Here is a 24,111-nt window from a genome sequence, read left to right as displayed (position 1 = left end):
TTGTTATATATCTCTTTGGTAACCTCTTTTAAAGAACCAGATTACACTTGTAGCATATAGGTGTATCACAATGAAAACACCTTCAATGTCAAAAGATGTTGCTTGTTGTCTTTTTTAAACAAAAACCTTTTTGTTTAAAAAAGCGGAATATCTTTCAATGACAAATTCTAATCAGTCATAAAACTCTTTGCACTTTCTCAATCAAAGCGTAGCTTAGTTGCTTAGATTTTTCTGCTTCTACAGCTAAAATTGCTGCGCATTCAAGATGAATCTTTTGAGTGCTCTCATCAAAACCTAAATGATCCTCTACTGCAAAGCTTCTGCGATACGACTGCATAGCCTTAACATCGTCCAATAAACCCGGTACACCAATGTAAAGTAAAGCATAATCTGTATTATTCACATCATTTGTTGCATCCTTTTCCTAAAGTGCAACGCCATAATAGTGAGTAAATTGCTTCAATATGGTCAGTTCTCTTTGCGTGCCAATTCTAAAGCATCATCAAGCAAACATCGTACACTTTTGGTGCAGAGATTTCCAAACCATTTTCCTCAAAATTAAGCTCTAAACTTGATAAATCTTCAGAGTGTGTAGAGGCACTGAATCCCCACGCAACGGCAAGAATGCTAATACCAATCAAAAAGGTTCTGTCAAATTGAAGATAATCTCTTGAAATTACACCATTACAAAGAATTTGCACTTCACAATCAGCTAACTAGTAGCTTTCCACACAGCCATCTTCATGGATTTTCTCAGCAACCACCCTAAGCTTTTTAAAAGCGCTGTTGCACCTTCCATAGCCAACGAAACATCATTAATCCATTTCATCGGCCTCATCTACCGTATCAGCAGGCGCTATTTTAGAACTAATAGATAAAATTAGAGCATTTTTTGGAAAATCCGTTTGGTAATGCCTAGCAAGAGTAAGAACTTTGTCAATATCATATTTTGTGATACAATCTGCCAAGCGTAGATGCTTCTCTCTTTGAAAAATCTTCTTATAAAATTTATCTTATCAGATTTGAGACATTCGTTTGTAGTAAAATAAAACGATGCACTGATTATAAAAGTCTTTCTTTTGAAATGATCAAAGAAAATAATATCATTCAAGAAGTATAATAGCTTCTTCATGTTACATTAATACATTTATTTTATTGAAATAAAATATCATTGCACCGCAAACAATAATGCAGCAACTGCCCGATCCTCAGCCAATAAAACATTAAATGTACGCACAGCTGCTCCTGTACTCATTGTATCTGATGAAATACACTTTTCCCATAAAAGCATCCGTAGCTCTTCGGGTAACCGCAACAATTCAACTCCTGTTCCTATGAGCAAAACTTCAATCTCAGACGCTTCTTCTAAAACACGAGATATATTCTCTTGAGTAGGAAGAGGACTTATCATATCAATACCATAAATACCTGATGGTACACAAATAATAGAACCTCTGTGTGACATATCAGCAAAACGAAAACCACCATTTCCATAAGCATCAATAGGTGCACGATTTGGAAAATGCGCTTCACGAATTTGAATTGCATGAAACATCAATAAGCGTCCTCTATTTTGAACAACTAAATTGCTCTTTTCTATTTCCCTCAAAAATTTAGAAAAGGGCTTGAACATTCTACGTCCTGATTATAGCCTGTACAAAAATATTGATGCAATATCTTTTATGCAAAATATTGCCTTAGCAGTATAAAAATCATATAAAAATTTCGCGCTAAGCTGCAATTAAATGTTAGGTTTGCTTAAACAAATCTATCTCAAAAAGAAAAAATATCTTAGCATTTTCACTTAAAAATAAGAAAACTCACTACGATAATTCAGAGATAAAATATATTTTTTTAAAATAGTCTGCAGAAAACAAACAAAACACTATATTATTCATCGACTAGAAAATTACCCCTACGATGTAATATCTTTTATGTAAAAAAACTATTTTCATAAAAATATACTGCAAAAGAACATAATAAACTGCAGTTATAATTTAAAATTCCTTTTCCTTTGATAAAGTTTTTTTCTCCTTTGATGCACTCATATTTCCTTTTGTTGTAGTTTTAGATTTAGATTTAGAGTTTTGTGATTCTTTTATTTTAGCATTAAGTTTTGATTTTTTTTCTGAAATTGGTTCGCCTTTAACGCGAACATCAGATAATGTTGAGCGGATAACGCGAATACGAATATCATTACCAATTTCCACCTCCAGTTCACCACTCTCATCATAAACTTTTATCACCTTGCCAATGATACCACCACCCGTTATAATTGTATCACCACGACGCACAGCATCGAGCATCTCCTGCCGCTTTTTCATTTGCACATGCTGCGGACGAATCATAAAAAAATACATAATTGCCAAAATCAGAATGAATGGAACAAAGGTAACAAGCGAAGTCCCATCAGAAACACCACCTGTGACTTGAGCATAAGCGTGAGTAATAAGCATTTTTGTCTCCTATAGATTAAAATTCAGGTATTTTCCACTCTACTGAAATAAACTTTCGGCTCAGAGAAAAGCCTTCACAAACAATCTATCATGCACAGTGGTAACCACACAACGTAACAACAGCTTTATAGAAAGGAAATAAATCCTTAAGAGACAGAAGGCAACGAGAAAAAACTTTTAAAAAACAGATTTATCTTCCTTTTTATATATCATAAATGTGAGCATTAACATTAACCGGAAAAAATTAGTAATATAAAATCGCTTTCTTCTTTTCCAACGCATATAACGGACAACTCTTTTTAAATGTATGATTTTTTTCCACTGAAATATTCTTAATTTAAAAAATTGATTTCTTTGCTTAAAAGCTAAATGAAAATAGATTTTTACAATCAAGTCAATTATAAATTAATTTTCTAGATACTTGATTGGATCAACAGGTAACGAGTTCTTGCGTACTTCAAAATAAACACGCGGAGTTTTAACATTTCCTGAAACACCAGATTTAGCAATTTCATCGCCACGCCGTATCCTTTGTCCCCTATTAACAACAAGTTTACTGTTACATCCATAAATAGTAATAATATTGTCTTCATGCCGAATCATAACAACGTTACCGAGCTCTTTTAACCCATCACTCGCATAGATAACGACACCATTTTCCGCTGCTTTTACCGAAGTTCCTTCAGGTACAGCGATGTCTATTCCTCGATTGGTTGCTGTTCCTTTTTTCTGACCAAATTGGCTTAATAAACGCCCTCGTACTGGCCAACGCATCTTAGAAATTCCTGTAGATTGTGGGGTAACAATATTATCTGTATTTGTAATAGCATCTGACAAACCAGTTTGGTGGCTCAATTGCTTCATCTGTCTGGAAGAATTATTCTCAATGTCTGATTTATACATTTTTGTTGAAGGGACAGTTGTTACAGGGGCTTTATATGTGGGTGGAGTCCTCTTGTGTCTTGTGGAAGACGTAGCTTGAGACTTGAATGAAGACTCCGTTGTTGATGACTCCCAATTATCATCGTGAGAATTTGAAGATTCTAATGTACGTCTACTTGGAATCACTAGTACCTGACCAATATAAATGGAATTGCTGTCCATACCATTCGCTAATTTTAATGCTTCAACACTGACTCCTATTTGCCGTGCAATACTTAACAGTGTATCCCCACTTTGCACAATATAGGAATTTCGCCGAAAAATAGGAGAATTATCGACCTGTGAACGGGAAAGCGTCCCAAGATTGCGTGGCGGTACCCCCATAACTCGACTATCTGGAGAAGACGTACTATCTTGTTGTAAAGAATTATCATACGAAGGATTATCATCAATCCATGAATCACCACTCGGATCTACAGGTGGCAGCTCAGAGCTCTGTATCATGCCATCATACGATAACATTCGCGGATCTGCGGGCATGGTCGTAGAGATATTTGAACGAGTAGATACCCCCCGATGAGAGAAACCACTAGCGAAGCGCTGTGTACCGGAACTACACCCTACCAAAATTGTTATTATCGCTAAAAGAGCTATTCCATGAAAATTACGCCGAAAAACATTACCCAAAACTTTTAAACACATGGTTTTGCTCACCCGTCAATACTCAACTCACTCTATTAAAGCTTTCTAATATTACCTAAGAGTTAAAATTAGATATTTTATTCATAAATGTCTTTAGAATAATCTCAAAATGAATTTATCATAAAAATGAAAAGATAAAATAATCTGTGCAATGATTTAAATTTAAAAAATTAAAGTATTTCCGCAATGCCCTTAATAAAAGGTTGATAACGTACTTGAAACATTTCTAAACACTCAAATCGACTGCCGACTCTCGTATAACGCGTTACTGTTTGTACCCCTTCATCAGGCCCTATAGCCTGAATAAGAACTCCATTTTCAGCTAGAAGCTCCAAAAAATCCTTTGGTTCATCAGAACGTGATGGCCAAACAAGAATACGATCAAATGATCCAAAACCGGTAAAAGTACAACCTCCATCAATTTGCTTTACAACAACATTTTCAAGTCCAAAACTTTGAAATTTTTGTCGTGCCAAATTAACAAGTGTTTTATAACGATCAACTGTTGTCACGCGGTCACTCAGACACGCCATAAGAGCAGTACAAAAACCAGATCCTGTACCAATTTCTAAGACACGATGCTTTTTTTTCAATGATAATGCAAAAAGAATCAAAAGCTGCTCTTCCAAGCGCTCAATATATTCACCACATTCAATGGGAATAACTTTATTTTCATAAGCACTGCTAAACCAGGGAACAGAAACGAATTGTTGACGCGGAATTTTCTCAAGTGCTGAAAAAAAGCGAACATCATCAATTCCTTTGCTGCGCATTTTAAGTACAAGACTGGCTAATTCCTCACGAAATCGTAAAATATCGTTTTGCCCCATAGTATCATTTGTTCTCCAATAAAGTAGCACCTTTGTTGTACATACAGCTCATTTTTTTTAAATGACAAAATTCTGCATTTGCACATCATCATCTTTCAGATAAAATTATACAGGTTATCCTTTTGCAGAATTAAGCAGTAATACAATGAATGCCCTTCATATAGGGTTGTAAAACATCTGGAACAATAATTGATCCGTCAGCCTGCTGATAATTCTCAAGAATGGCAATAAGACAACGCCCAACAGCCGTACCAGAACCATTAAGACTATGAATGAAGTGTAATACTTTATCTCCTTCTTTACGATAACGCGCATTCATGCGTCGCCCTTGAAAATCTCCACAAACTGAACAACTAGAAATTTCACGATAGCACCCTTGGCCAGGAAGCCAAACTTCAATGTCGTACGTTTTACGTGCAGAAAATCCCATATCCCCAGCAGAAAGAGCAACTATGCGAAAAGGTAGACCAAGCCGTTTCAACACATCTTCTGCACATTCTGTCATCCGCTCTAGCTCAATTAAAGACTGATCTTCAGTCGTAATTGATACCATCTCTACCTTCCAAAACTGATGCTGACGCAACATACCACGTGTATCACGACCCGCAGCTCCAGCCTCTGAACGAAAACAGGGTGTCAAAGAAGAAAAGCGCAATGGTAAATTTGATATCTCAAGAATTTCATTGTTTACCAAATTGGTTAATGGAACTTCTGCTGTAGATATAAGCCATCGACCGTCTGTCGTTCGAAAAAGATCATCAGCAAATTTTGGCAACTGAGCAGCTCCGTAAACAATCTCATCACGAACCAGAAGAGGTACAGAAACCTCTGTATAACCATGCTCTTCAACATGCACATCAAGCATGAATTGACCCAGTGCACGTTCAAGCCGTGCCAATGCTCCTGAAAGTACTGTAAAGCGCGTCCCTGATAAACGGCTTGCTCGCTCAAAGTCCATCTGTTTGAGATTTTGCCCAAGATCAAAATGTTCTTTTGGTGGAAAATCAAATGTCGGAGGTGTACCAAAATGTCGAATAACAACATTATCGCTCTCATCTTTCCCTTTTGGAACATCATCCAATGGAATGTTTGGAAGTGCTGAAAGAGCCTTTTCCAAGTTTTCAGTCAACCGCTTTTCTTCCACTGTAGCAGAAGAAAGAAAAACTTTAATCTCTTCAACTTCAGCTCTAAGGCGTTTCGCCATTTTTTGATCACATGCAGCTAAAGCCTGTCCTATTTTTTTTGAAGCCACATTACGGCGCTCCTGCACCGATTGTACTTTAGCAATATGCGACCGACGTTCAAGATCAAGTTTTATTAATTCTTCAGCTTGTGGCCTAATCCCTCTCTTTTCCAGTGCTTCATCTAGTTTCTCAGGGTGTTCACGAATCCACTTAATATCAAGCATCAAAATTCCTCATTTTCATCGTCTCTATTCGTTTCCTATCACGTAAGGTCAAACGTCTCTTAAGAGGATTTTTTCCCCTTTTATACAGTAAACAATTAAAATTGAGATCTCGTAAAGAGCTATCGCCGGTAAAGCTACTGCAAACATAATAAAAAAAATCCGATGGAGTTACTATTACCACAATTATAAAAGATGCGAAAATAGCCTACTTTCGTTTATACACCAAACTATGAGAAGTTAAAAGTCCAACTTTCGTTAAAAAACTGGTTACAAGAGGTAATTGAAAAATCAAACAAAAAATCAGAATAAACGATGTCATAAAATTCAAATAATCGAAAATACGGACCATAAACTCTATTCTTAAATGAACATCTGGAACAACTTGCTGAAAAAGGCTAAACCAAAACATCACCGACACCAGCGGAACATAAACGAATGTTCCCCCCAACGAAAAATAAAATTTGTCCACCAATGAAAAATGATAAAAAAAATACACGATCATTTTTATAAAATCCTGGTACAATAAAACTATAAAACTGGCAAGCCGTATAATGAAAAGATAAAATAACTGCCAAAAAAGCAGCAAGTTTTATCTTTGTTGAAAAAGTTTCCCATACCTGTGTTGATTGCAAACAGATACTCTCAAAATTACCATCTGATATTTTCATTGCACATTGATAAGACCATATTTAAAAATTTAAAATGTAATCTTTGATAAGAAAACGCATAATAAAAGCTATCAAAAATATGATCAGAGTAACAATAATTCTCTGACGAAATTCAATCAAATGTTCTAAAATGGTGCCATATTGGTATCAATTTCATATTTATTAACATTCATGACACACCTTTTTATATTTTTAGAAGTTACAGAAATACTTCCAGAATTATGAAAATTAGCAGACGCTGTTAAATTTTTTCTTAGATTAAGATCACTAATATCCAATAATGTTTTTTGCAAATCATCAAGCTCAATTTGTTTCACAGCACCATCGAACTGATGACGAAATTCATTCGCTGCTGAACGCACATAAGCCATTGCTTTTGCTATCATCTTTAGAATTTTATAAATCTTTTGGCCAAACTACAACGATGAAAACAAGTAAAATCACGAGAAATTCTAACCCATCACTCCCAAACATCGTCTACACTAGATTTTCTCATTTAAAAATAGTGCACAATTACAATTGTATCTTTGTTACTTTATACGCCGTTTTTTAGAAACAAGTATCTTGCCTTCCTTAGTGGAAGAAGAATCTTTGCTGCATACTGCTACACGTTCCACTGATAATAGCTCAGTTATTGCAGTTCAACATCAATTGTTTTGGAATAATCAGCTACTGTAAGCTTATCCTCAACGCTGTTCTTTTCTTCCTTCATATTCTTTTTGAAAGCTTCAATACCTTTGGCAATATCACCTATTAATTGCAAAAACCTTACCACTCTCGAAAAGCACAGGGACAATCAATAAAATTACAATTAAACGCGTTAGTGAGAAAATACTACCCATCACACTCTCTCATTGCTTTTAAATTTGATCCTATTTGCTCATTCTCACTTTGTAAAGAATGTATTAAATGTACCCCTATCTTACTTGTATATTTTCTTCTCAGGTTAAAGGCAGCCACATGCTTTTTATTGTAAACTAACTTTTTTATCTCTCTTCTCTTTTGCTCAGCGTATTGCAAAAAACGCAGATGAGTCAAAAATGACAAACCACTTCAAACGAAATGCAAAAGACTTGAAAACTCTTCTCTTAAAGCAGTCTCATCTGGAATACTGGGTTGCAAAACTATACTACAAGCACCACACACACGTTTCAATACTTTACCTTTTTAGAGTGATACACCATCTGCGTAACCACGAATATTTCTTCCACATTACCATTACAGTGAAGGATAATATTATGTTCTCCCCTCACAGAAATATCTAAAATAGGAAAGCAATTTGCATTGGCGCCAAATTTTATTAAATTAAAAATATGAAGTTGGAACATAATCCATGCAGCACGAATTCCATTATTTTTATCTCTTTTATAAAATTTTTCCAATGTTGCAGCTGCTGGATAATGAAACACCAAAGTTGGGAGAAAACGTTGTACCCTTCCTCCCTTCTTGATCAGTAAAAATAAAGCCCAAAGCTTATTCTTTATAATGAAGTTTTTTTCTTCATATCACAGAAAAAAACATAAATATCAATAATCATAGCTTTTATTTCTAACATTACTGCAATACCTCAATGTTTAATTTTACTCAACACTCCCCGTTTGATCGAGACAGCTCGCATATCTCATATCAATTTTTAAAAGCTATACTTCGATATCATACACTAAAACCCAACCATTTCACATATAAACGTGAAAATTGCCTTTTAACTTACAAAATCATTCTTTAGGTGCTAGAAATGTTGGAGCTTTGTCCACGTATCATAGGATGTATTTTTACCGCTCTTGCTCATAGTTTCATAGCAGTTTTGTTAAAGAAGAATCTTATCACTTTGATGGTATCTTATGAGACCTAGAAAATATATAAATCCTCAGATTATTAATAAATCTATTGATCAATGTAAAAATTGATCTTGAAGTTTTTGGTGATTTTTACTGGTGATTCACTTAATTTGCATTCTCTGTAGTTTTCTTTTAGAATAGTGATGATACAGAAACTGTCTTACAAAGATAAATGAAAAATGCCTCTATTGAAATTTTTTCTCTTTGAAGGCCCCAAAAATGGGAGAGGAGCGCGAAGGTATTTAATGTTTTTTAACTCTTATCCCTATCCCAGAAGATTTAAAACCTCTTCTTCGTACGTGGTATAATATTATTAATGCGTTCAATGATGGGAAAAAAGCATTCCATCCCGAATCTTTTGTTTTTATTAGCCAATTATTGCGTAAACAAAATCGACTGACCGCAATTGAATGGCATGGTGAAGATTATCCATATTTTAGTAAAAAACTTGCTGGTGATTCTCAAACAAAAGTCCTGTGTTTGGATGGTTGGCTTTCTTTAAATGCGTATTTGCCACCAAAGAAGAAACATAGACTTATCCTCGTTCGTCCTCCCTTTGAAAAATCTGGTGAATTTTCCCGCCTTATCGAAGGATTGACAGAAGACATACCGCCGTTTTCTTGAAAGAACCTACACTTTATGGTGTCCTGTTAAATTATGACAAAAAATTGAAAATTTTTTTCACGTACTTTACCAAATAGGAATTCCTAAAATTCTACAACTCGAAATGCGTATTCGAAAAAGCTCATACTACCTACAATGAACGAAAGTGATATGATTCTTATTCAATCCTCCTTATCTTCTTAAAGAAGAAATGAGAAAACTTAGCTCCTTTCTTTTTGCTCGTTTTAGACAAGATAAACATACACGCTTGACTTATAAACGGATCCAATAAATGGATCCAAAAAGAACATTTATCACGTTAAATTTCTCCAGTTCATGTCTACCTTAAATTAGATCTTCTTTGTAAATGTCAAGACATTAAGCGACCCAGAAATACCGTAATGCTAGGCTATCGGCTTCTTTGACCTTTTGCACCATAACCTTCCCCCTCATGTACATCATCTTCAGCAGTGCAAATTTGATTTTTAAAACAAAACCTGCTGTAATACAATTTCTCACCATCGCAGATTTATTATTATCATCATCAATAAATAAAATTGGTAACCTGATAAAACTGTTTTCTAAAAACGTCCTTATATTTTTATGAAAGTAGCAACTTCAAAATTGCATGATACTCTCATGTCAGTATACATTATTTATAAGAAAAATAACTGTCATTACATAAATGATAATACTCTTAATGAATGAGAGAATTTCACATGAAAAATATAAAACAGTGTTGGATAAAATGAATGACCCTAAAACTAACACAACTTATTCCAAAAATGAACTGGAAAAGCTCTCTTTTCTCTCTCATGTTACATGGGATAACGCCAATCAAGGAAGTAATAAAAATAAATTCAAAGGTGCCAAACTCATACAAGAGTTAGTTAAACATCTTCCGCATAAGCCTGGAGTTTATAGGATGATTGATGAAAATGGTGATGTTCTTTATGTTGGCAAAGCACGTAATCTTAAAAAACGCGTTTCAAACTATACTCGTGAACAAAAGCACAATAACCGTATTGCTCGCATGATTCGTGCGACATATCATATGGAATTTGTTGTTACTCATACAGAAACAGAAGCGCTACTTTTAGAAGCTAACCTCATAAAAAGATTGCATCCACGTTTTAATGTATTACTGCGTGATGATAAAAGCTTCCCTTATATCATTATTACTGATGATCATCGAGCACCTGCACTTTACAAACACCGTGGTGCCCGAACAAGAAAAGCCCATTATTTTGGTCCTTTTGCCTCTTCAGGTGCAGTGGCACAAACAATCAACGTTTTACAACGTGCTTTTTTATTACGCACCTGTGCTGATTCAGTTTTTGAAAACCGTACGCGTCCCTGTTTGCTTTACCAAATTAAGCGCTGCTCTGCACCTTGTACAGATGAAATTAGTGACCGTGATTATGGAGAGCTGATCAGAGGAGCAAAAGCTTTCCTTTCAGGAAAAAGCCAATTGGTTAAAGATGATATAATTCAAGCAATGCATCAAGCTGCAAAAAACCTTGATTTTGAACAAGCAGCAATCTACCGTGATCGTTTATCGGCTCTCTCTCACATACAAAGCCATCAGGGCATTAACCCACAAACAGTGGAAGAAGCAGACGTATTTGCAATTGCACAACAAGAAGGGGTGACCTGCATTCAAGTATTCTTTTTTCGCATGGGACAAAATTGGGGAAATCGAGCCTACTTTCCTAAAGCAGATCCCTCTTTTTCTCGTACTGAAATTTTAGCGAGTTTTCTTTCTCAATTTTATGATGATAAACCACTTCCAAAACTCATCCTTTTATCTGAACCAATTAAAGAAAAGGCTCTTCTTACAGAAGCGTTTAATCTAAAAGCAAATCACAAAATACTTCTCTCTTTGCCCAAACAAGGTGAACGAAAAACTCTTGTTAACCATGCCCATATCAATGCTCAAGAATCACTTGAACGTAAGCTTGCTGAAACAGCCACACATACAAAACTGCTTCAGAAGCTTTCTGAAATATTCCAACTGCCTCACACCCCACGCCGTGTAGAGGTTTATGATAATTCTCATACTATGGGGACAAATGCAGTAGGTGCGATGATTGTCGCGGGGAAAATGGGATTTATTAAAAGTGAATATCGCAAATTCAATATTCGCTCGAGCGATATCACACCCGGCGATGATTTTGGTATGATGAAGGAAGTCATTAAACGAAGATTTTCACGTCTTATCGAAGAGTATGATCTGCCTCATAAAAACAGTAATATGAAAAACCAAAATGATGACTCTTTTCCTATTTGGCCTGATCTCATATTAATAGACGGTGGTGAAGGACAAATAAATAGTGTGCATACAATATTATCTGAATTAAAATTAGACAATCTCATCACGGCTGTTGGGATTGCTAAAGGCGCTGATCGTAGAGCGGGACATGAACGGTTCTTTGTAAAGGACAAAACACCTTTTACACTTCCCCCACGTGATCCTGTCCTGTATTTTTTGCAACGCTTGCGCGATGAAGCGCATCGTTTTGCAATTGGAACACACAGAGCAAAACGAAAAAAAGCAATGTTAAAAAATCCGCTTGATGAAATAGAAAATATCGGTCCAACAAGAAAGCGCGCATTACTTCATCATTTTGGAAATGCCAAAGCTGTTTCCGGTGCTTCACTCGAAGATTTAAAAAAAGTCACAGGAATTTCTGTCACCATTGCACAAAAAATTCATAACTATTTTAATGAAAAATAAGCTTGTTTCATAATCTTTGCCTTGTTACTCTGGTGAAATAAATTACATTTCACAAAGAATTGAAAATAGCTCTATGAAAAAACATACTTTTTCTTTTCCAAATATTCTGACTTATGCACGGATTATCGCAGTGCCTATGGTTGTTGCATGCTTTTTTGTAGAAGGACGACTACAATCAAGCGATATCGCACGTTGGATTGCCGTTTCCATTTTTGTTGTTGCATCCATTACTGACTTTCTGGATGGATACCTTGCCCGTATTTGGGAACAAACCTCCAATATTGGTCGCATGTTAGATCCAATTGCAGATAAACTTCTCGTATCTGCTTGTTTGCTCTTGCTTGCCGCAGACAGTACTATTGCTGGATGGACACTATGGGCTGCCATTATCATTCTTTGCAGAGAAATTCTTGTATCAGGATTACGTGAATACTTAGCTGAATTGAAAGTCAGTGTTCCTGTCTCTCGTCTTGCAAAATGGAAAACTTTTGTACAGATGATAGCCATTGTCCTTCTCTTGGCGGGACCAGCTGGTAATAAAATTATTCTTTATACAACGGAATTTGGCATTATCATGTTGTGGATTTCTGCTCTCCTCACATTGTGGACAGGGTGGGATTATTTTCGCGCTGGCTTAAAACATGTTATCACATGATACAATACTGATATTTACAAGTCCTTTCAAAAGATCTGTAACGTTCTAAAAAAATCCCGAAACACACAGTTTCGGGATTTTTTGGTTTTTCTATACGATTTTATTAACCAACAATTTCTACCTTGGAAAACCAAAAAGCGATTTCTATTTTTGCATTTTCAGCATTGTCTGAACCATGGACAGAATTTTCACCAATCGATAAAGCGTGAACTTTACGAATTGTTCCGTCCTGTGCTTCCATAGGATTCGTAGCACCCATAACTTCACGGTTTTTAGTTATTGCATTTTCACCTTCTAAAACCTGCACAACTGTTGGTCCAGAAGACATAAATTCAACCAATTCACTGAAAAATGGGCGTTCTTTATGGACAGCATAAAACTTTTCAGCTTCACGTTGGCTCATCCACACACGTTTAGATGCAACAACACGTAACCCCGCATCCTCAAGCATTTTAGTAATTTCTCCTGTCAAATTACGACGTGTTGCATCTGGTTTAATCATCGAAAAAGTACGTTCTACAGCCATTTGATCACCTTTATTTCAACATTATTTGGCTGTTCTATAGCGGGCAGAGAGCCTCTTGCCAAGTAACTATAAAAAAATCCGTATTAATTTTCAAAAATATATCATTAATCATAAAATAAATTTCAATAAAAATAGAAATACCAATGGTACATTATATCTTTAAAACAAGGCCATTACCTCTCTTACAAAATCTACATCTGTTTGTGTAGCCAGAAATACTGCCCCCCCCAAGATTTTTCATCAAAGAAAAATAGCACGGCAGCAAAACATCTAGATTTTGTAACAAATGGTATTTTATCAAATAATATTACCTAGATATTCAATAGTTACGTGCAAAGTATTGTCTATTTAGGATTCTCAGAACAACACAGTATTGGAAGCTGTAGTGCTTGTGCCATTTGACATAATGTGATTCCGCATAAAACTTTAATTTTTTACCCACTAAACCGCTTCAACAAACTCTAATTTACCTGTATTCCCTGACAAATCTGTACTAAATTTATGAAATTTATTAATTATTGCATAATTATTATCTTTCTCCTTTCGCATCCAAGAAGCAATAATGTAAGCTTAGAGTAAAGCATCTATTTCTGATCCAAATTCATACCTTAACAATAAATCTACCTTATTACGTAATGAAAGCGATGAGCTTATATCGCCCGTCATTTACTGGAAAGCTTTATTTCTCTGCCCGCAGCTTGCAGACACGTTAATTACGCATAAAGCTACATCCAACCAGTCTGTATTTCTTTTTTACAAAAATATCCCGATTCAAATGATGCTCCCAAAGCCTACTGATTATAATTTCCTTCAGATTATTTTGATAATAGTTGTATTTCATAACACCATCCAGATGCACTCCACTATGATCAAAACAAATCGCATACGCTCAAATGCTACACGCGTTTATGCCACTGATACCACCCCATGCATGTGCTAAACAGGCTTGATCATAACTGCCAAAACCACCAACATAAAACTCTTCACTCAATTAATTCTCTTAAGCCGCTTATCCTTAAGGTTATACCCGTCTGCTCAAGCTTAAAATCTGTATGACTTGTAGCCACACTCCCTTTGCTCTTGATCGTATATAACCACAGAACTACATTTTTCTTATTTTTGTCTAGAAGGCCTCTTCCTGCATGTATAATTTGCAACTCGTTGTGAAAAATAAGCTGAGGAACCACTGACAGTAGCAACACTGCATCTATAGAGAGAATAATTAAAAAGTGAAAAATTTATTTTGGCTTAAAAGTCGGGAAAATCTTCTCATTTGTGGTACATCATTAGCGCAAACCGCAAACAAAGACAAAATTTTCCCTTTGTTGCGATTTTTTTCTTCAGAGCATATGTATAGAATCTATTATCAATAGCATTAATCTCTTCACCAGAAAAATCTGTCAGAGTAAAATGCGCCTCTCCGCTTTGATCATGAATTAAACCATGTTCAAAAACCAAATCATAACTTAATTACAGAAGAATTTATGATTTCAATCCCAGAATCAATAACACTCATTGTATGATAACCTGACCTATTTTTTTAAAGAAGATAACCATCAAACTGCTTGGTAAGATTGAGTATAAAGAACCTGAAAGATCATCAACTCTAATCTGAAAATAATACCTAACAAACTCTAAAAACGTACAATAACTCTGCTACTTCTTTTTAAATTTTTGATATTAATCTGGGATTTTTCTCTATTATTTTCAGCAGCAATGGAGTATAGTTTAGCATCTTCTTTGTTAGAAAAGACTCTCTACTTCAGCAGCGTCTTCGCCATTACCAGAATAAAGATAGAGATCAGCAAAATCATTAGCATTTGTGTCTTTATCTAATATTGCATCAGCATGTAACCATGATTTTTCTTGATAATTAATTGTTTAAATTATACGCGTATCTAATATTATGGATCTCTTGTGTGGCGTTATCGTGTAAAGCAATATCACTCGCATTCCCTCCTGCAAAGATGTCGTTTTACATACTATTTTTAAAAACTCAGTTCCAAACGCGGAAACGCCTCCATTTAGTATAAAGTCTCCGCTGTCTACACCATCGTCTTTTGTAAATCTATCATCAAAATTCTCTGTACTATTAAGGTTCTGTATACTTCCCCTCATGATCTTTGTGTCAAAATTATTCCATTACGATACACATTCTGTAGCCATAGAATCTTGTTTTGTCCATAAATCACCATGTCATAAGCTCGACTTCCTTGAACATCATTTTCAATCTCTTTAGTATCGACCTCAAAAAACCATTTTCCAAAAGCAATTTACTCACCACTGTAAATTTTTCTATCCCCCTGCAACTTCTCTTCCTCCAATAATTTGTTTTCCATCTTTCCAATAACAGCATATTCTGAATATGCCCAGTTTTTTGACAAGCTCAATGCCACCACTTTTAGTCGTCGTATCCATGCTGACGCTGGCTTCATGAATATGGAACCTTCCACCCTCTAGAACCGTATTATTGGGAAATATCCCGCATTTCCATGGTGGAAACTCCTTACTTTTTTACCAAATTCCTCAGAATCATGATCAGCAACATAAACCGCGATATTATCGTAAATTATTGAATTCGTCAGCATCTTAAAGGAAAGATTTTTTTATCCTCTCCTTCTCTTCTTCTGATAACCTACTTACTGCTATTGTCTACTCATTCAGTATTCTTTTTAATCTCCATTTTTTCTTTTAATTTCCTCAATTCTGGTAACAATTCTTCCATTTTTTCTAGATATTCACTTATGCTTATTTGTGTGATTTGTCTCTCTCCCGACACAGCCACCCCACCCACACTTGCGATCTTTACAAGAAAACCAATAGCTATTAATGCTTCAGAAGCTGACTTTGCGTTGCATTAACCATACTATACTCCATGAGTTCAAACAGAAAATTCTACGCATTCAGAAAAAAATTCATATATACAAAAACGACACAATGTTCCTACCTAATCGCATGTTTTTTAAGATGACATACCACCATATAAAAAACATTCAGTGTACCAGACTCTGTCTTATCAGCAGCACATGCTGATAGGTTTACTAGCAACTAAAAATTGCCAGTATCATTACTAATACACTTATAAAGTGTTCTAATGACGGAAAGCAAAAGATTTTTGGGATTTTTTTGAGAAGCTAAACACTAAATCTAAAAAAAAACAAATTTATCTCTAAACAAGATAAAATAGTGTCGTATCTTAAGAGAGACAGCAATACAAAATTAAAGGGATGGTGTTGTTTGTAGAAACATGCTTTCATCTTCTACGGTGTTTAAAATTATGGCACTTAGAGTGGTGTTTTTATTGTAGTTAATTTGGATATATCTATAGGACAATCATCCGTATTGACTGTATCGTATTTGTTGCTTTTATGCATTAAAAGCATAAATAATTATCGAATCGACATTGATTTGAAATTTTTATAACTGTAAGAAATTAGTTTCATAATTTCATTCGTCATATGCTGAAAGGGACATTTTATTCATGTCTATAAACTCAGAAACACAGGGTGTAAGCAAAAAAAATTCTCCTCGCCGTATTTTATTTGCAAGCCTTATTGGACCAACAATTGAATACTTTGATTTTTATGTCTTTGGAACTGCTGCAGCTCTCATATTTCCTCATGTATTTTTTCCAACACAAAATGATCAACTTGCTATTTTACAATCTTTCCTAATCTTTGGAGCGGCTTTTTTTTCCCGTCCCTTAGGATCAGTTGTTTTTGGACATTTTGGAGATAAAATCGGACGAAAAGCGACACTTATCGCTGCACTTTTAACTATGGGTCTGTCAACAGCTATTATTGGTTTCCTTCCCACTTATGAAACCGTGGGGTGGTGGGCGCCTTTCTTTTTAACACTATGCCGTATAGGACAAGGTATGGGGTTAGGAGGTGAATGGGCGGGAGCTGTTCTCCTTGCAACAGAAAATGCTCCTCCAGAAAAGCGTGGATGGTATGCAATGTTTCCTCAATTAGGTGTTCCGTTCGGCTTATTTTCGTCTATTGCTGTTTATTTAGGCCTATTGCACTTTCTTAATCATGATGAACTTTTAGCATGGGGCTGGCGTATTCCTTTCGTCGTTTCAGTGATTTTTATGATTGTGGGGTTATGGGTTCGTTTTTCAATAAATGAAACAGTTGCATTCAAAAAAACTCTTGAACGTAAAGAACGTGTCAAAGCTCCTATAGTAGATGTCTTTTTAAAATATCCACGGGTTCTATTTCTTGGTACATTTTGTGGTATGGCGACATTTGTATTGTTTTATTTGGTGAGCGCTTATTTGTTAAGCTATGCAACAAACCATTTACAATTACCATTTTATCAAGCTCTTGAAGTAGAGATTATTGGTGCTGTTTTCTGTACAATTTTTACTATTCTCACTGGAAAAATCGCTGATCGTGTTAAACGTAGAACTTTGATGATATGGGTCACAATTATTCTTGGTATCTATTCTTTCGCAGTTCCTTACTTCTTAACCTCTGGAATCTTAGGAATCCTTGCAATGTCTACTATTGGCTTATCGATCATGGGAATGGTATATAGTCCGCTCGGTGCTGTTTTGGCTTCACCGTACCCAACAGAGATCAGATACACAGGTGCCTCTGTAACCTTTAATCTGTCCGGTATTGTTGGAGGATCTTTTGCACCTTATATTGCGGAGTACTTGGTGCAACATTTTGGTGCTTCTTATATTGGTTATTATTTGCTTCTTTCTTCTTTCATTTCATTGCTTTGTTTCGTCGGATTTAAAGATGATGAAATATCCAACTAGAAAACAATGAGGAATAGTAAAAAAAATGCTGGCGGCAAAAATGCCGCCATTTTCATTTTCCAAGACACTGGTTGCGGTACACTCCACCACAATATTCCAGCAAAAAGTGCACTCAGAAAAAAAAATAAAACATCTGCCGTATCCCCAACACAAACTATAGGAAGCACTTTCGATAGAATATTCGTTGTACCCAACCACGAAACGCAAAAAAACGCTAACATTACAGCCCATAAAACGAGCAAAATTCTATCAATGATCATTATCATTCCGTTTGAATATTTTGTGAAAAAGACAGTGATTAGCGATTTTTGACCACATCTTTTTTATTGCTCCCAGAAAAAATGACACCTAAAATTTAGCGACCTTTTTCCGATTCTTCCGCAATAAGAATCTCTGGATTTATGACACCTATCAATCTTATAAAAAACAAAATTACAGACGCTACACACATCAAACCTGCTTTTCCCAACAGCGATCTTCAGTCTGTTGCCAATAAGTTAAATTATGATTTTCCATCTTATATTTTTTCCACTGTGCACGAACAAGATCCAGCTGTTCAGCGTTTCGACCATCAAATATCACTACAAGCCGCTGATAAACATCAATATCCGTACAAACAGCTCCCTCTATGAGAAAGCGTATCTTTGAATTATTCGGATTTTCATGACTCGTGGTAAGAAATACAGGCTGAAAGTTTGGATATTGATCACACTCAGTTCCATGTCCAATAAATGCTTCATCAGCATAAACCCATAAACGCATATCCATAGCATCGCGTTGCTCTGTATTCAAAAATTGTATTGTTACTCTATCAAAACAGTCAAGTGCACGCTCCACAAGTGTTGGTAAAATATCTCCCAATGTTGACTGAGTCAAATGGTAGAACAGAATATCCACTCTCTCAAGCCTCATCACTTTTTATAAAAAATAAACACTTTTCTAGAAAATCTTCTATTTTCTCCAGTACAAAAGAAACTGGCTAAAAATATAACGATTCCTCCTTTTGAAGGAATGTACTCTACCTTTTTTTCCATACATCTTAAAGAGAGAAAAAAACAAGTCGCCGTCTTTTAAGTTAATAAAAATGTTTATTTTAGCGTGTTTTCCATCTTCTCTATGGACTTACGGCCAACAATAAAATATGTGGTAGAATAGATTGAAGTTAATGATATTTTACACTGCTTATTTGGTAACAATGTGCAATAGATATAAAGATATTTTTTTAAATTTGATTATATTTTTAATTCAAGGCAATGTAGAACACCTGCTTTTTAGTTAAAAATTGAGGATGTTATCCAATCTATGCGTATTATTGAGTTCTACATCCTGAAACGTGTTCTGATTTTGTTTAGTACTGTCATGATTGCAGCAATCAGTATCAGTTGGATAGTGCAAATTCTTGCAAGGATAAACTTTCTCACAACAAGTAGACAAACACTTCTAACAGTCTTAAAATTCTCACTTTCATTGGTTCCTTCTGTTATTTTTCTTGTCATTCCATTTGCATTAGTAATTGCAGCTACAAGCACTCTTTCAGCAATGAATAAAGACTCTGAGCTCGCGATCATCAGCGCCTCTGGTTTTCCCAAAATGACTGTTTGGAAACCAATTCTTCTTCTCGCTATTGTTGCCTCATGTGCTTCCTTTTCTATAGCCAATTTTGTTGTTCCTCAAGCACGTTTTAATATGCGACAAATGCTAGCGAGCGCTCATTTTGACCTTATTAATCTTTTCATTAGTGAAGGAAGCTTTCAAAAACTAGCTAACAATCTTTACATAGAAATTGGTGAACGCAATCCAAATGGAACGCTTGGACGCCTTTTCATTGCTGACCAGCGTGATCCTAAGATTGATCTTTTTTATTATGCAACAGACGCATTCATTGTGAGCAATAAAAACGGCAGTTTTCTTGTTCTTAATAATGGAGAAATAGAAAGAGTCAATCGTCAAAATGGCAGTATTTCGATCGTTCAATTTAGCTCATATACCTTTAGTCTAGGTGAATTCATCCCAAATAATAAAACGCCCACACTTTACCCAAAAGATCGTCCGCTTTCTTATTTATTAAACCCTGATCCGAAGGATCTCCACTATCAGCGAAAACCTCTCCAATATAGAGCTGAATTTCACCGTAGACTTACAGAGTGGCTCTATCCAATTGTTTTTTCACTCATTGCATTAGCTGCTGCAGGAAATACACGCTCATATCGACAAGCAGGTAACTCCGCAAACTTTTCTGCAATTACCTTCTCTTTACTAGTGTATTGGATAGAATACTTTCTCGCTGAAAAAGCAAAGAACGATCTCGCATACATTCCTCTCCTTTATGTTACCCCAATAGGCGTGAGTGTTCTTATTTTTTTTATGCTCTTAACAAATCATCAAATTGGTATCCCAACAAAACTTAATGAGATTATTCAAATATCTTTTCAAAAATTGGTCAATAAATTTGAACATAGAAAATCTCAACATCCCTCAGATGAGGTGTCATGATTGGTTGGACGCTTGGGCGATATTTTTTTATACGTTATTTTAAGATAACCTGTTATTTTTTTGGGGGGATTTTAATTCTTGCTTTTTTGATCGACCTTACAGAAAATTCTGGTCGGCTATCCAACCTTCCACATTGTACGGCGAAAGATGCCTTTTTCATCTCTATTTTACGTATTCCTTTTATCATGCAGCAACTCATTCCCTTCATTGCACTCTTTTCTGCAATGGTAATGCTAATCTCGCTTAATCGAAAACTTGAACTTGTTATAACTCGCTCAGTTGGTGTTTCTGCATGGCAGTTTCTCATGCCTGCTTGTTTGGGAGCTTTTCTTTTTGGATTATTTTCAATTTTTCTTATTAATCCACTTGCCGCATGGGGATTTTTTCAAGCAGAAAAAATGATGACTGAATGGCGTAGTAATAGTGTACTCACACCTCTTCATAACATGCGCATCCCATGGTTAACACAACGTACAAATTTAGGCAGAACAACCATTGGCGCTAAATCTATCACCGATCAAGGACTTTCTCTTATCGACGCAACCTTTGTACAATATAATGATAATGCAACAATAAAAAATTGGATTAACGCCAGAAAAGCAACATTGATAAACGGTGCTTGGTTGTTAACAAACGGAACAATCTATAAAATAGGACATACTCCTGAAAAATTTTCTGAATTTCAAATAAAAACCAATCTAAAGCCAGAATTTTTAACTGAACGTTTGGCAAATCCCGCAACTATCCCATTTTACCAATTGCCAAAAAAAATTATGATTGCGCGTTCATTTGGCTACTCTGCAAATAATTTTGACACGTATTTGCAATCTTTAATTGCATTACCTGCATTGCTTGTAGCAATGACTCTCATTGCAGCAACTGTATCCTTAAACTTTACACGCTTCGGACAATCTGGAGGATTAATTTTCGGTGGCGTACTAGCTGGATTCATACTTTATGTTATTTCTGTACTCATTCAAGCTTTTGGTAATGCGGGATATATTCCACCAATTATTGCAGCTTGGATACCAGTTATTATTGCATTATTTTTAGGAATCTCTTTTTTACTTCATAAAGAGGATGGTTAGGTGAACGCATCAATAAGTAAGAGATTGATTTTAACAAAATTAAGTGCACTCACCTTTAAAAGTGCCATAGGCTTTTTTTTAGGTATGTCTTTATCCTGTTCTGCACAGGCTAAAAATCCTACCTCTATTACTCGAAATCGTAACCAAAATTCGGTAAGTCCTCTCTTACTCTCTGCAGATGAACTCATCTACAATCGTGATGAAAATACTGTTTTTGCACAAGGCAATGTCCAAATTGAATATGATGGCAACAAAGTTACCGCCCAAAAGGTCACTTATAATCAAAAAACAGGACGAATCATAGCGCAAGATAATGTTGAAGTTGTTCAAAAAGATGGTAACAAAATTTATTCCAATAAAATTGATATGACTAAAGACTTCGGTGAGGGATTCGTAAATGCTTTACGTATTGACACCGCCAACAATATCCATTTTGCAGCAGCAAGTGCTACACTCAGCAACAGCGGGATAACAGTCTTCAACAATGCCATATATACAGCCTGTGGACCTTATTCCTATAAACAAGATAAAGAAGTGCTGTGGAAAATTAAAGCAAGAAAGATCATACAAGATAACTCTACCAAAAAAATTCGATTTGAAAATAGCTATTTTGAAGTTTTTGGTATACCGGTTCTGAAATTTCCAACTTTTGAGATTAATGATCCAACGGTGAAGCGTGCTAGCGGTCTCCTTGCTCCTTATCTTTATTACGCTGATTATCTCGGCATGGGTATAAAAAATTCCTATTTCTGGAATTTGGCACCTCATTACGACTTTACACTTTCTTCCACTGTCTATACCAAACAAGGGCTTTTAACTGAAGGTGAATGGCGTCAACGGTTTAAAACAGGCAATTACAACATTCGCTTTGCGCATATATATCAAATGAAACCGCATAGCTTTGAGAATGATACAATTGATGCACAACATAAAAATCGTTATATGCTAGCAACAAAGGGTGATTTTCGTATCAATTCACGATGGAATTATGGATGGGATATTCTTGCACAGTCTGATCGACATTTTAGTCGTTCTTATAAACTTGAAAACTACGACAATCCCACACAGCTTTCTCAGCTTTATTTGAATGGTCTTGCAGGAAAAAACTACTTTGACATGCATTTTTACCACTTCAACGTTCAAGAATTGATATTGAACAATCCTAATGAACGCCGCTCTCGCCAAGCGTGGGTTCTCCCTCGTATCGATTATTTTTTTACACCAGATCAACCAATTTATAACGGAGAACTCATTTTTCATAGCAATATGCAATCAATTTATCGTCGTCGTGCTGACTTTAGTTCTACTGACTGGAATGGAAATCTTCTCAACACTGCCAGACTTTCTGGTATCCCTGGAAACAGTTTTCGTTTAACAAATGAGCTTGAATGGAAAAAGCGCATTAACATGCGCAATGGACTTATATTGACTCCTCTTCTCTCTTTACGTGCTGATATCATTACAACAAATGTGCACAAAAACGATACTCCTTCTATAATAGATGACTCCTTATCTAATCTTCATAACTCGGCATTTCGTGGTATGGCAACTGCTGGCTTAGAATTACGCTATCCCTTCCTTATTACATTGGAAAATTCTACACATATTATAGAACCAACCGCACAAATTTTTATACGCAATAATGAGCGATATATCGGACAAGTTCCTAATGAAGATGCACAAAGTTTTATCTTTGATGCAACAACTCTCTTTCAACGCAATAAGTTTTCTGGTTATGACCGTGTGGAAGGTGGAACAAGAGCCAATATAGGTTTTAGATATTCTGGAAACTTTAAAAATGATTGGTCTTTTTATGGTCTTGTTGGACAATCTTTTCATATTGCGGGAAAAAATTCCTTTGCAGAAAAAGGCTTTGTTGATTTAAGTATTCACTCAAGCTTAGAGGCAAAACGTTCAGACTATGTTGCAATGTTCAATGCAAACCATAAAAGTGGTTTTTCCCTAGAAACGCGTGGACGTTTTGATAAAAAAACAGGGAAAATCCACCGTAGCGAAATTGAAGTATCACAGAAATGGCAAAATTTTCAGACGGCTCTACAATATGCCTACATTGCAAGCCAACCAAGTTATGAGTATCCACAAGAGCGACAAGAGATCTCTTTTCAAACTGGTATTAAATTAGCTAATTATTGGACTCTTAATAGCAATGCCGATTATGATTTGGTGTCCAATACATTTGTAAAGCGAGGAATCAGCGTGAATTACACAGATGAATGTTTTGGATTAACATTCGGTTATCAGCAGGTTATTGATCCGGGAAAAAAAACACCTTTGCAAAACTTTAGTTTTTCCCTTTCACTGCGTACAATTGCAGATGTTGGAAAAAAGATAAACTAAAATTTATAACTAGAATGTGTGGGCAGTTTAACTTATCGTTGTTTTTATAAAAAAAACGTATATTTTAATCAGTGGATGAGAATTAATAAATTAACG

At 35.5% G+C, this 24,111-nt stretch carries 18 protein-coding genes and 4 pseudogenes; 7 read left to right on the top strand and 15 right to left on the bottom strand.

The genetic code is table 11. The annotated features are described in order from the left end of the window. Positions 1-175: 175 nt before the first annotated feature. From V4B17_RS01780 to V4B17_RS01730, 11 genes and pseudogenes are all read right to left on the bottom strand, one after another. Positions 176-403 (bottom strand): hypothetical protein, encoded by a 228-nt coding sequence (locus V4B17_RS01780; RefSeq protein WP_455479802.1) that lies wholly within the window; start codon positions 401-403, stop codon positions 176-178. Positions 404-491: 88 nt separating this feature from the next. After that, positions 492-641 (bottom strand): hypothetical protein, encoded by a 150-nt coding sequence (locus tag V4B17_RS01775; RefSeq protein ID WP_455479801.1) that lies wholly within the window; start codon positions 639-641, stop codon positions 492-494. A gap of 174 nt (positions 642-815) precedes the next feature. Further along, on the bottom strand, positions 816-968 hold the full coding sequence (locus V4B17_RS01770; RefSeq protein WP_455479800.1) for a hypothetical protein: 153 nt from the start codon (positions 966-968) through the stop codon (positions 816-818). Positions 969-1,168: 200 nt separating this feature from the next. After that, entirely contained in the window at positions 1,169-1,555 is a 387-nt protein-coding gene (locus V4B17_RS01765; RefSeq protein ID WP_455480158.1) for an Mth938-like domain-containing protein, read from the bottom strand. Positions 1,556-1,997: 442 nt separating this feature from the next. Next, the gene (gene yajC / locus V4B17_RS01760; protein ID WP_455479799.1) at positions 1,998-2,456 is read right to left on the bottom strand and encodes a preprotein translocase subunit YajC; all 459 of its coding nucleotides are present in this window, start codon (positions 2,454-2,456) and stop codon (positions 1,998-2,000) included. A gap of 405 nt (positions 2,457-2,861) precedes the next feature. After that, positions 2,862-4,040: a peptidoglycan DD-metalloendopeptidase family protein gene (locus V4B17_RS01755; RefSeq protein ID WP_455479798.1), complete on the bottom strand. Its 1,179-nt coding sequence runs from the start codon at positions 4,038-4,040 to the stop codon at positions 2,862-2,864. A gap of 170 nt (positions 4,041-4,210) precedes the next feature. Further along, positions 4,211-4,870 (bottom strand): protein-L-isoaspartate(D-aspartate) O-methyltransferase, encoded by a 660-nt coding sequence (locus V4B17_RS01750; protein ID WP_455479797.1) that lies wholly within the window; start codon positions 4,868-4,870, stop codon positions 4,211-4,213. 130 nt (positions 4,871-5,000) lie between these two features. Then, positions 5,001-6,278 (bottom strand): serine--tRNA ligase, encoded by a 1,278-nt coding sequence (gene serS / locus V4B17_RS01745; RefSeq protein WP_455479796.1) that lies wholly within the window; start codon positions 6,276-6,278, stop codon positions 5,001-5,003. 48 nt (positions 6,279-6,326) lie between these two features. Then, a pseudogene (gene tatC / locus V4B17_RS01740) lies at positions 6,327-7,119 on the bottom strand (twin-arginine translocase subunit TatC). 66 nt (positions 7,120-7,185) lie between these two features. Further along, positions 7,186-7,420, bottom strand: a pseudogene (locus V4B17_RS01735) (twin-arginine translocase subunit TatB); the annotation flags it as partial. Between the two features lie 56 nt (positions 7,421-7,476). After that, positions 7,477-7,788, bottom strand: a pseudogene (locus V4B17_RS01730) (twin-arginine translocase TatA/TatE family subunit). Positions 7,789-8,985: 1,197 nt separating this feature from the next. Between V4B17_RS01730 and rlmJ the strand changes: the two are divergent. The 3 genes and pseudogenes from rlmJ to pgsA all read left to right on the top strand — a co-directional run. Then, positions 8,986-9,679, top strand: a pseudogene (rlmJ, locus tag V4B17_RS01725) (23S rRNA (adenine(2030)-N(6))-methyltransferase RlmJ); the annotation flags it as partial. Between the two features lie 408 nt (positions 9,680-10,087). Beyond that, positions 10,088-12,124 carry an excinuclease ABC subunit UvrC gene (gene uvrC, locus V4B17_RS01720; RefSeq protein WP_455479795.1) on the top strand — a complete coding sequence of 679 codons (2,037 nt, stop codon included), beginning with the start codon at positions 10,088-10,090 and terminating at the stop codon, positions 12,122-12,124. Positions 12,125-12,197: 73 nt separating this feature from the next. Beyond that, the gene (gene pgsA / locus V4B17_RS01715) at positions 12,198-12,779 is read left to right on the top strand and encodes a CDP-diacylglycerol--glycerol-3-phosphate 3-phosphatidyltransferase (RefSeq protein WP_455479794.1); all 582 of its coding nucleotides are present in this window, start codon (positions 12,198-12,200) and stop codon (positions 12,777-12,779) included. Positions 12,780-12,882: 103 nt separating this feature from the next. Here pgsA and ndk read toward each other — a convergent pair whose 3' ends face one another. Further along, positions 12,883-13,305 carry a nucleoside-diphosphate kinase gene (gene ndk / locus V4B17_RS01710; protein WP_455479793.1) on the bottom strand — a complete coding sequence of 141 codons (423 nt, stop codon included), beginning with the start codon at positions 13,303-13,305 and terminating at the stop codon, positions 12,883-12,885. Between the two features lie 2,273 nt (positions 13,306-15,578). Beyond that, the gene (locus V4B17_RS01705) at positions 15,579-15,740 is read right to left on the bottom strand and encodes a hypothetical protein (RefSeq protein ID WP_455479792.1); all 162 of its coding nucleotides are present in this window, start codon (positions 15,738-15,740) and stop codon (positions 15,579-15,581) included. Positions 15,741-16,786: 1,046 nt separating this feature from the next. Between V4B17_RS01705 and V4B17_RS01700 the strand changes: the two genes are divergently transcribed. Then, entirely contained in the window at positions 16,787-18,076 is a 1,290-nt protein-coding gene (locus V4B17_RS01700; RefSeq protein ID WP_455479791.1) for an MFS transporter, read from the top strand. Here V4B17_RS01700 and V4B17_RS01695 read toward each other — a convergent pair. Together V4B17_RS01695 and V4B17_RS01690 are read right to left on the bottom strand one after the other, a co-directional pair. Continuing rightward, positions 18,073-18,336 carry a hypothetical protein gene (locus V4B17_RS01695; RefSeq protein WP_455479790.1) on the bottom strand — a complete coding sequence of 88 codons (264 nt, stop codon included), beginning with the start codon at positions 18,334-18,336 and terminating at the stop codon, positions 18,073-18,075. The genes V4B17_RS01700 and V4B17_RS01695 overlap by 4 nt on opposite strands. Positions 18,337-18,526: 190 nt before the next feature. Then, a complete protein-coding gene (locus V4B17_RS01690; protein WP_455479789.1) occupies positions 18,527-18,973 on the bottom strand; it encodes a DNA polymerase III subunit chi in 447 nt (148 codons plus the stop codon). 405 nt (positions 18,974-19,378) lie between these two features. On the opposite strand from V4B17_RS01690, the gene lptF reads away from it, so the two are divergent. Genes lptF through V4B17_RS01675 form a run of 3 tightly spaced genes read left to right on the top strand, consistent with a single transcriptional unit; the run spans position 19,379 to position 24,015 of the window. After that, the gene (gene lptF / locus V4B17_RS01685; RefSeq protein WP_455479788.1) at positions 19,379-20,569 is read left to right on the top strand and encodes an LPS export ABC transporter permease LptF; all 1,191 of its coding nucleotides are present in this window, start codon (positions 19,379-19,381) and stop codon (positions 20,567-20,569) included. Then, positions 20,566-21,657, top strand: a complete 1,092-nt coding sequence (gene lptG, locus V4B17_RS01680; protein ID WP_455479787.1) for an LPS export ABC transporter permease LptG — start codon at positions 20,566-20,568, stop codon at positions 21,655-21,657. The genes lptF and lptG overlap by 4 nt, the downstream gene beginning before the upstream one ends. Beyond that, positions 21,658-24,015, top strand: coding sequence for an LPS-assembly protein LptD (locus V4B17_RS01675; RefSeq protein WP_455479786.1), 2,358 nt, complete (start codon positions 21,658-21,660; stop codon positions 24,013-24,015). Positions 24,016-24,111: the final 96 nt, after the last annotated feature.

This window comes from Bartonella sp. B23 (assembly GCF_053793815.1).
Note: the sequence above shows the minus strand (reverse complement) of the source record. Positions and strands in the feature narration are given on the sequence as shown.

Excerpts from the sequence above, each read along its gene's own strand:
- pgsA (WP_455479794.1), top strand. The coding sequence starts at position 12,198 with ATGAAAAAACATACTTTTTCTTTTCCAAATATTCTGACTTATGCACGG.
- ndk (WP_455479793.1), bottom strand. The coding sequence starts at position 13,305 with ATGGCTGTAGAACGTACTTTTTCGATGATTAAACCAGATGCAACACGT.
- V4B17_RS01700 (WP_455479791.1), top strand. The coding sequence starts at position 16,787 with ATGTCTATAAACTCAGAAACACAGGGTGTAAGCAAAAAAAATTCTCCT.
- yajC (WP_455479799.1), bottom strand. The coding sequence starts at position 2,456 with ATGCTTATTACTCACGCTTATGCTCAAGTCACAGGTGGTGTTTCTGAT.
- uvrC (WP_455479795.1), top strand. The coding sequence starts at position 10,088 with ATGAATGAGAGAATTTCACATGAAAAATATAAAACAGTGTTGGATAAA.
- V4B17_RS01705 (WP_455479792.1), bottom strand. The coding sequence starts at position 15,740 with ATGAAGCCAGCGTCAGCATGGATACGACGACTAAAAGTGGTGGCATTG.
- V4B17_RS01755 (WP_455479798.1), bottom strand. The coding sequence starts at position 4,040 with ATGTGTTTAAAAGTTTTGGGTAATGTTTTTCGGCGTAATTTTCATGGA.
- lptG (WP_455479787.1), top strand. The coding sequence starts at position 20,566 with ATGATTGGTTGGACGCTTGGGCGATATTTTTTTATACGTTATTTTAAG.
- V4B17_RS01695 (WP_455479790.1), bottom strand. The coding sequence starts at position 18,336 with ATGATCATTGATAGAATTTTGCTCGTTTTATGGGCTGTAATGTTAGCG.
- V4B17_RS01765 (WP_455480158.1), bottom strand. The coding sequence starts at position 1,555 with ATGTTTCATGCAATTCAAATTCGTGAAGCGCATTTTCCAAATCGTGCA.
- lptF (WP_455479788.1), top strand. The coding sequence starts at position 19,379 with ATGCGTATTATTGAGTTCTACATCCTGAAACGTGTTCTGATTTTGTTT.
- V4B17_RS01750 (WP_455479797.1), bottom strand. The coding sequence starts at position 4,870 with ATGGGGCAAAACGATATTTTACGATTTCGTGAGGAATTAGCCAGTCTT.
- serS (WP_455479796.1), bottom strand. The coding sequence starts at position 6,278 with ATGCTTGATATTAAGTGGATTCGTGAACACCCTGAGAAACTAGATGAA.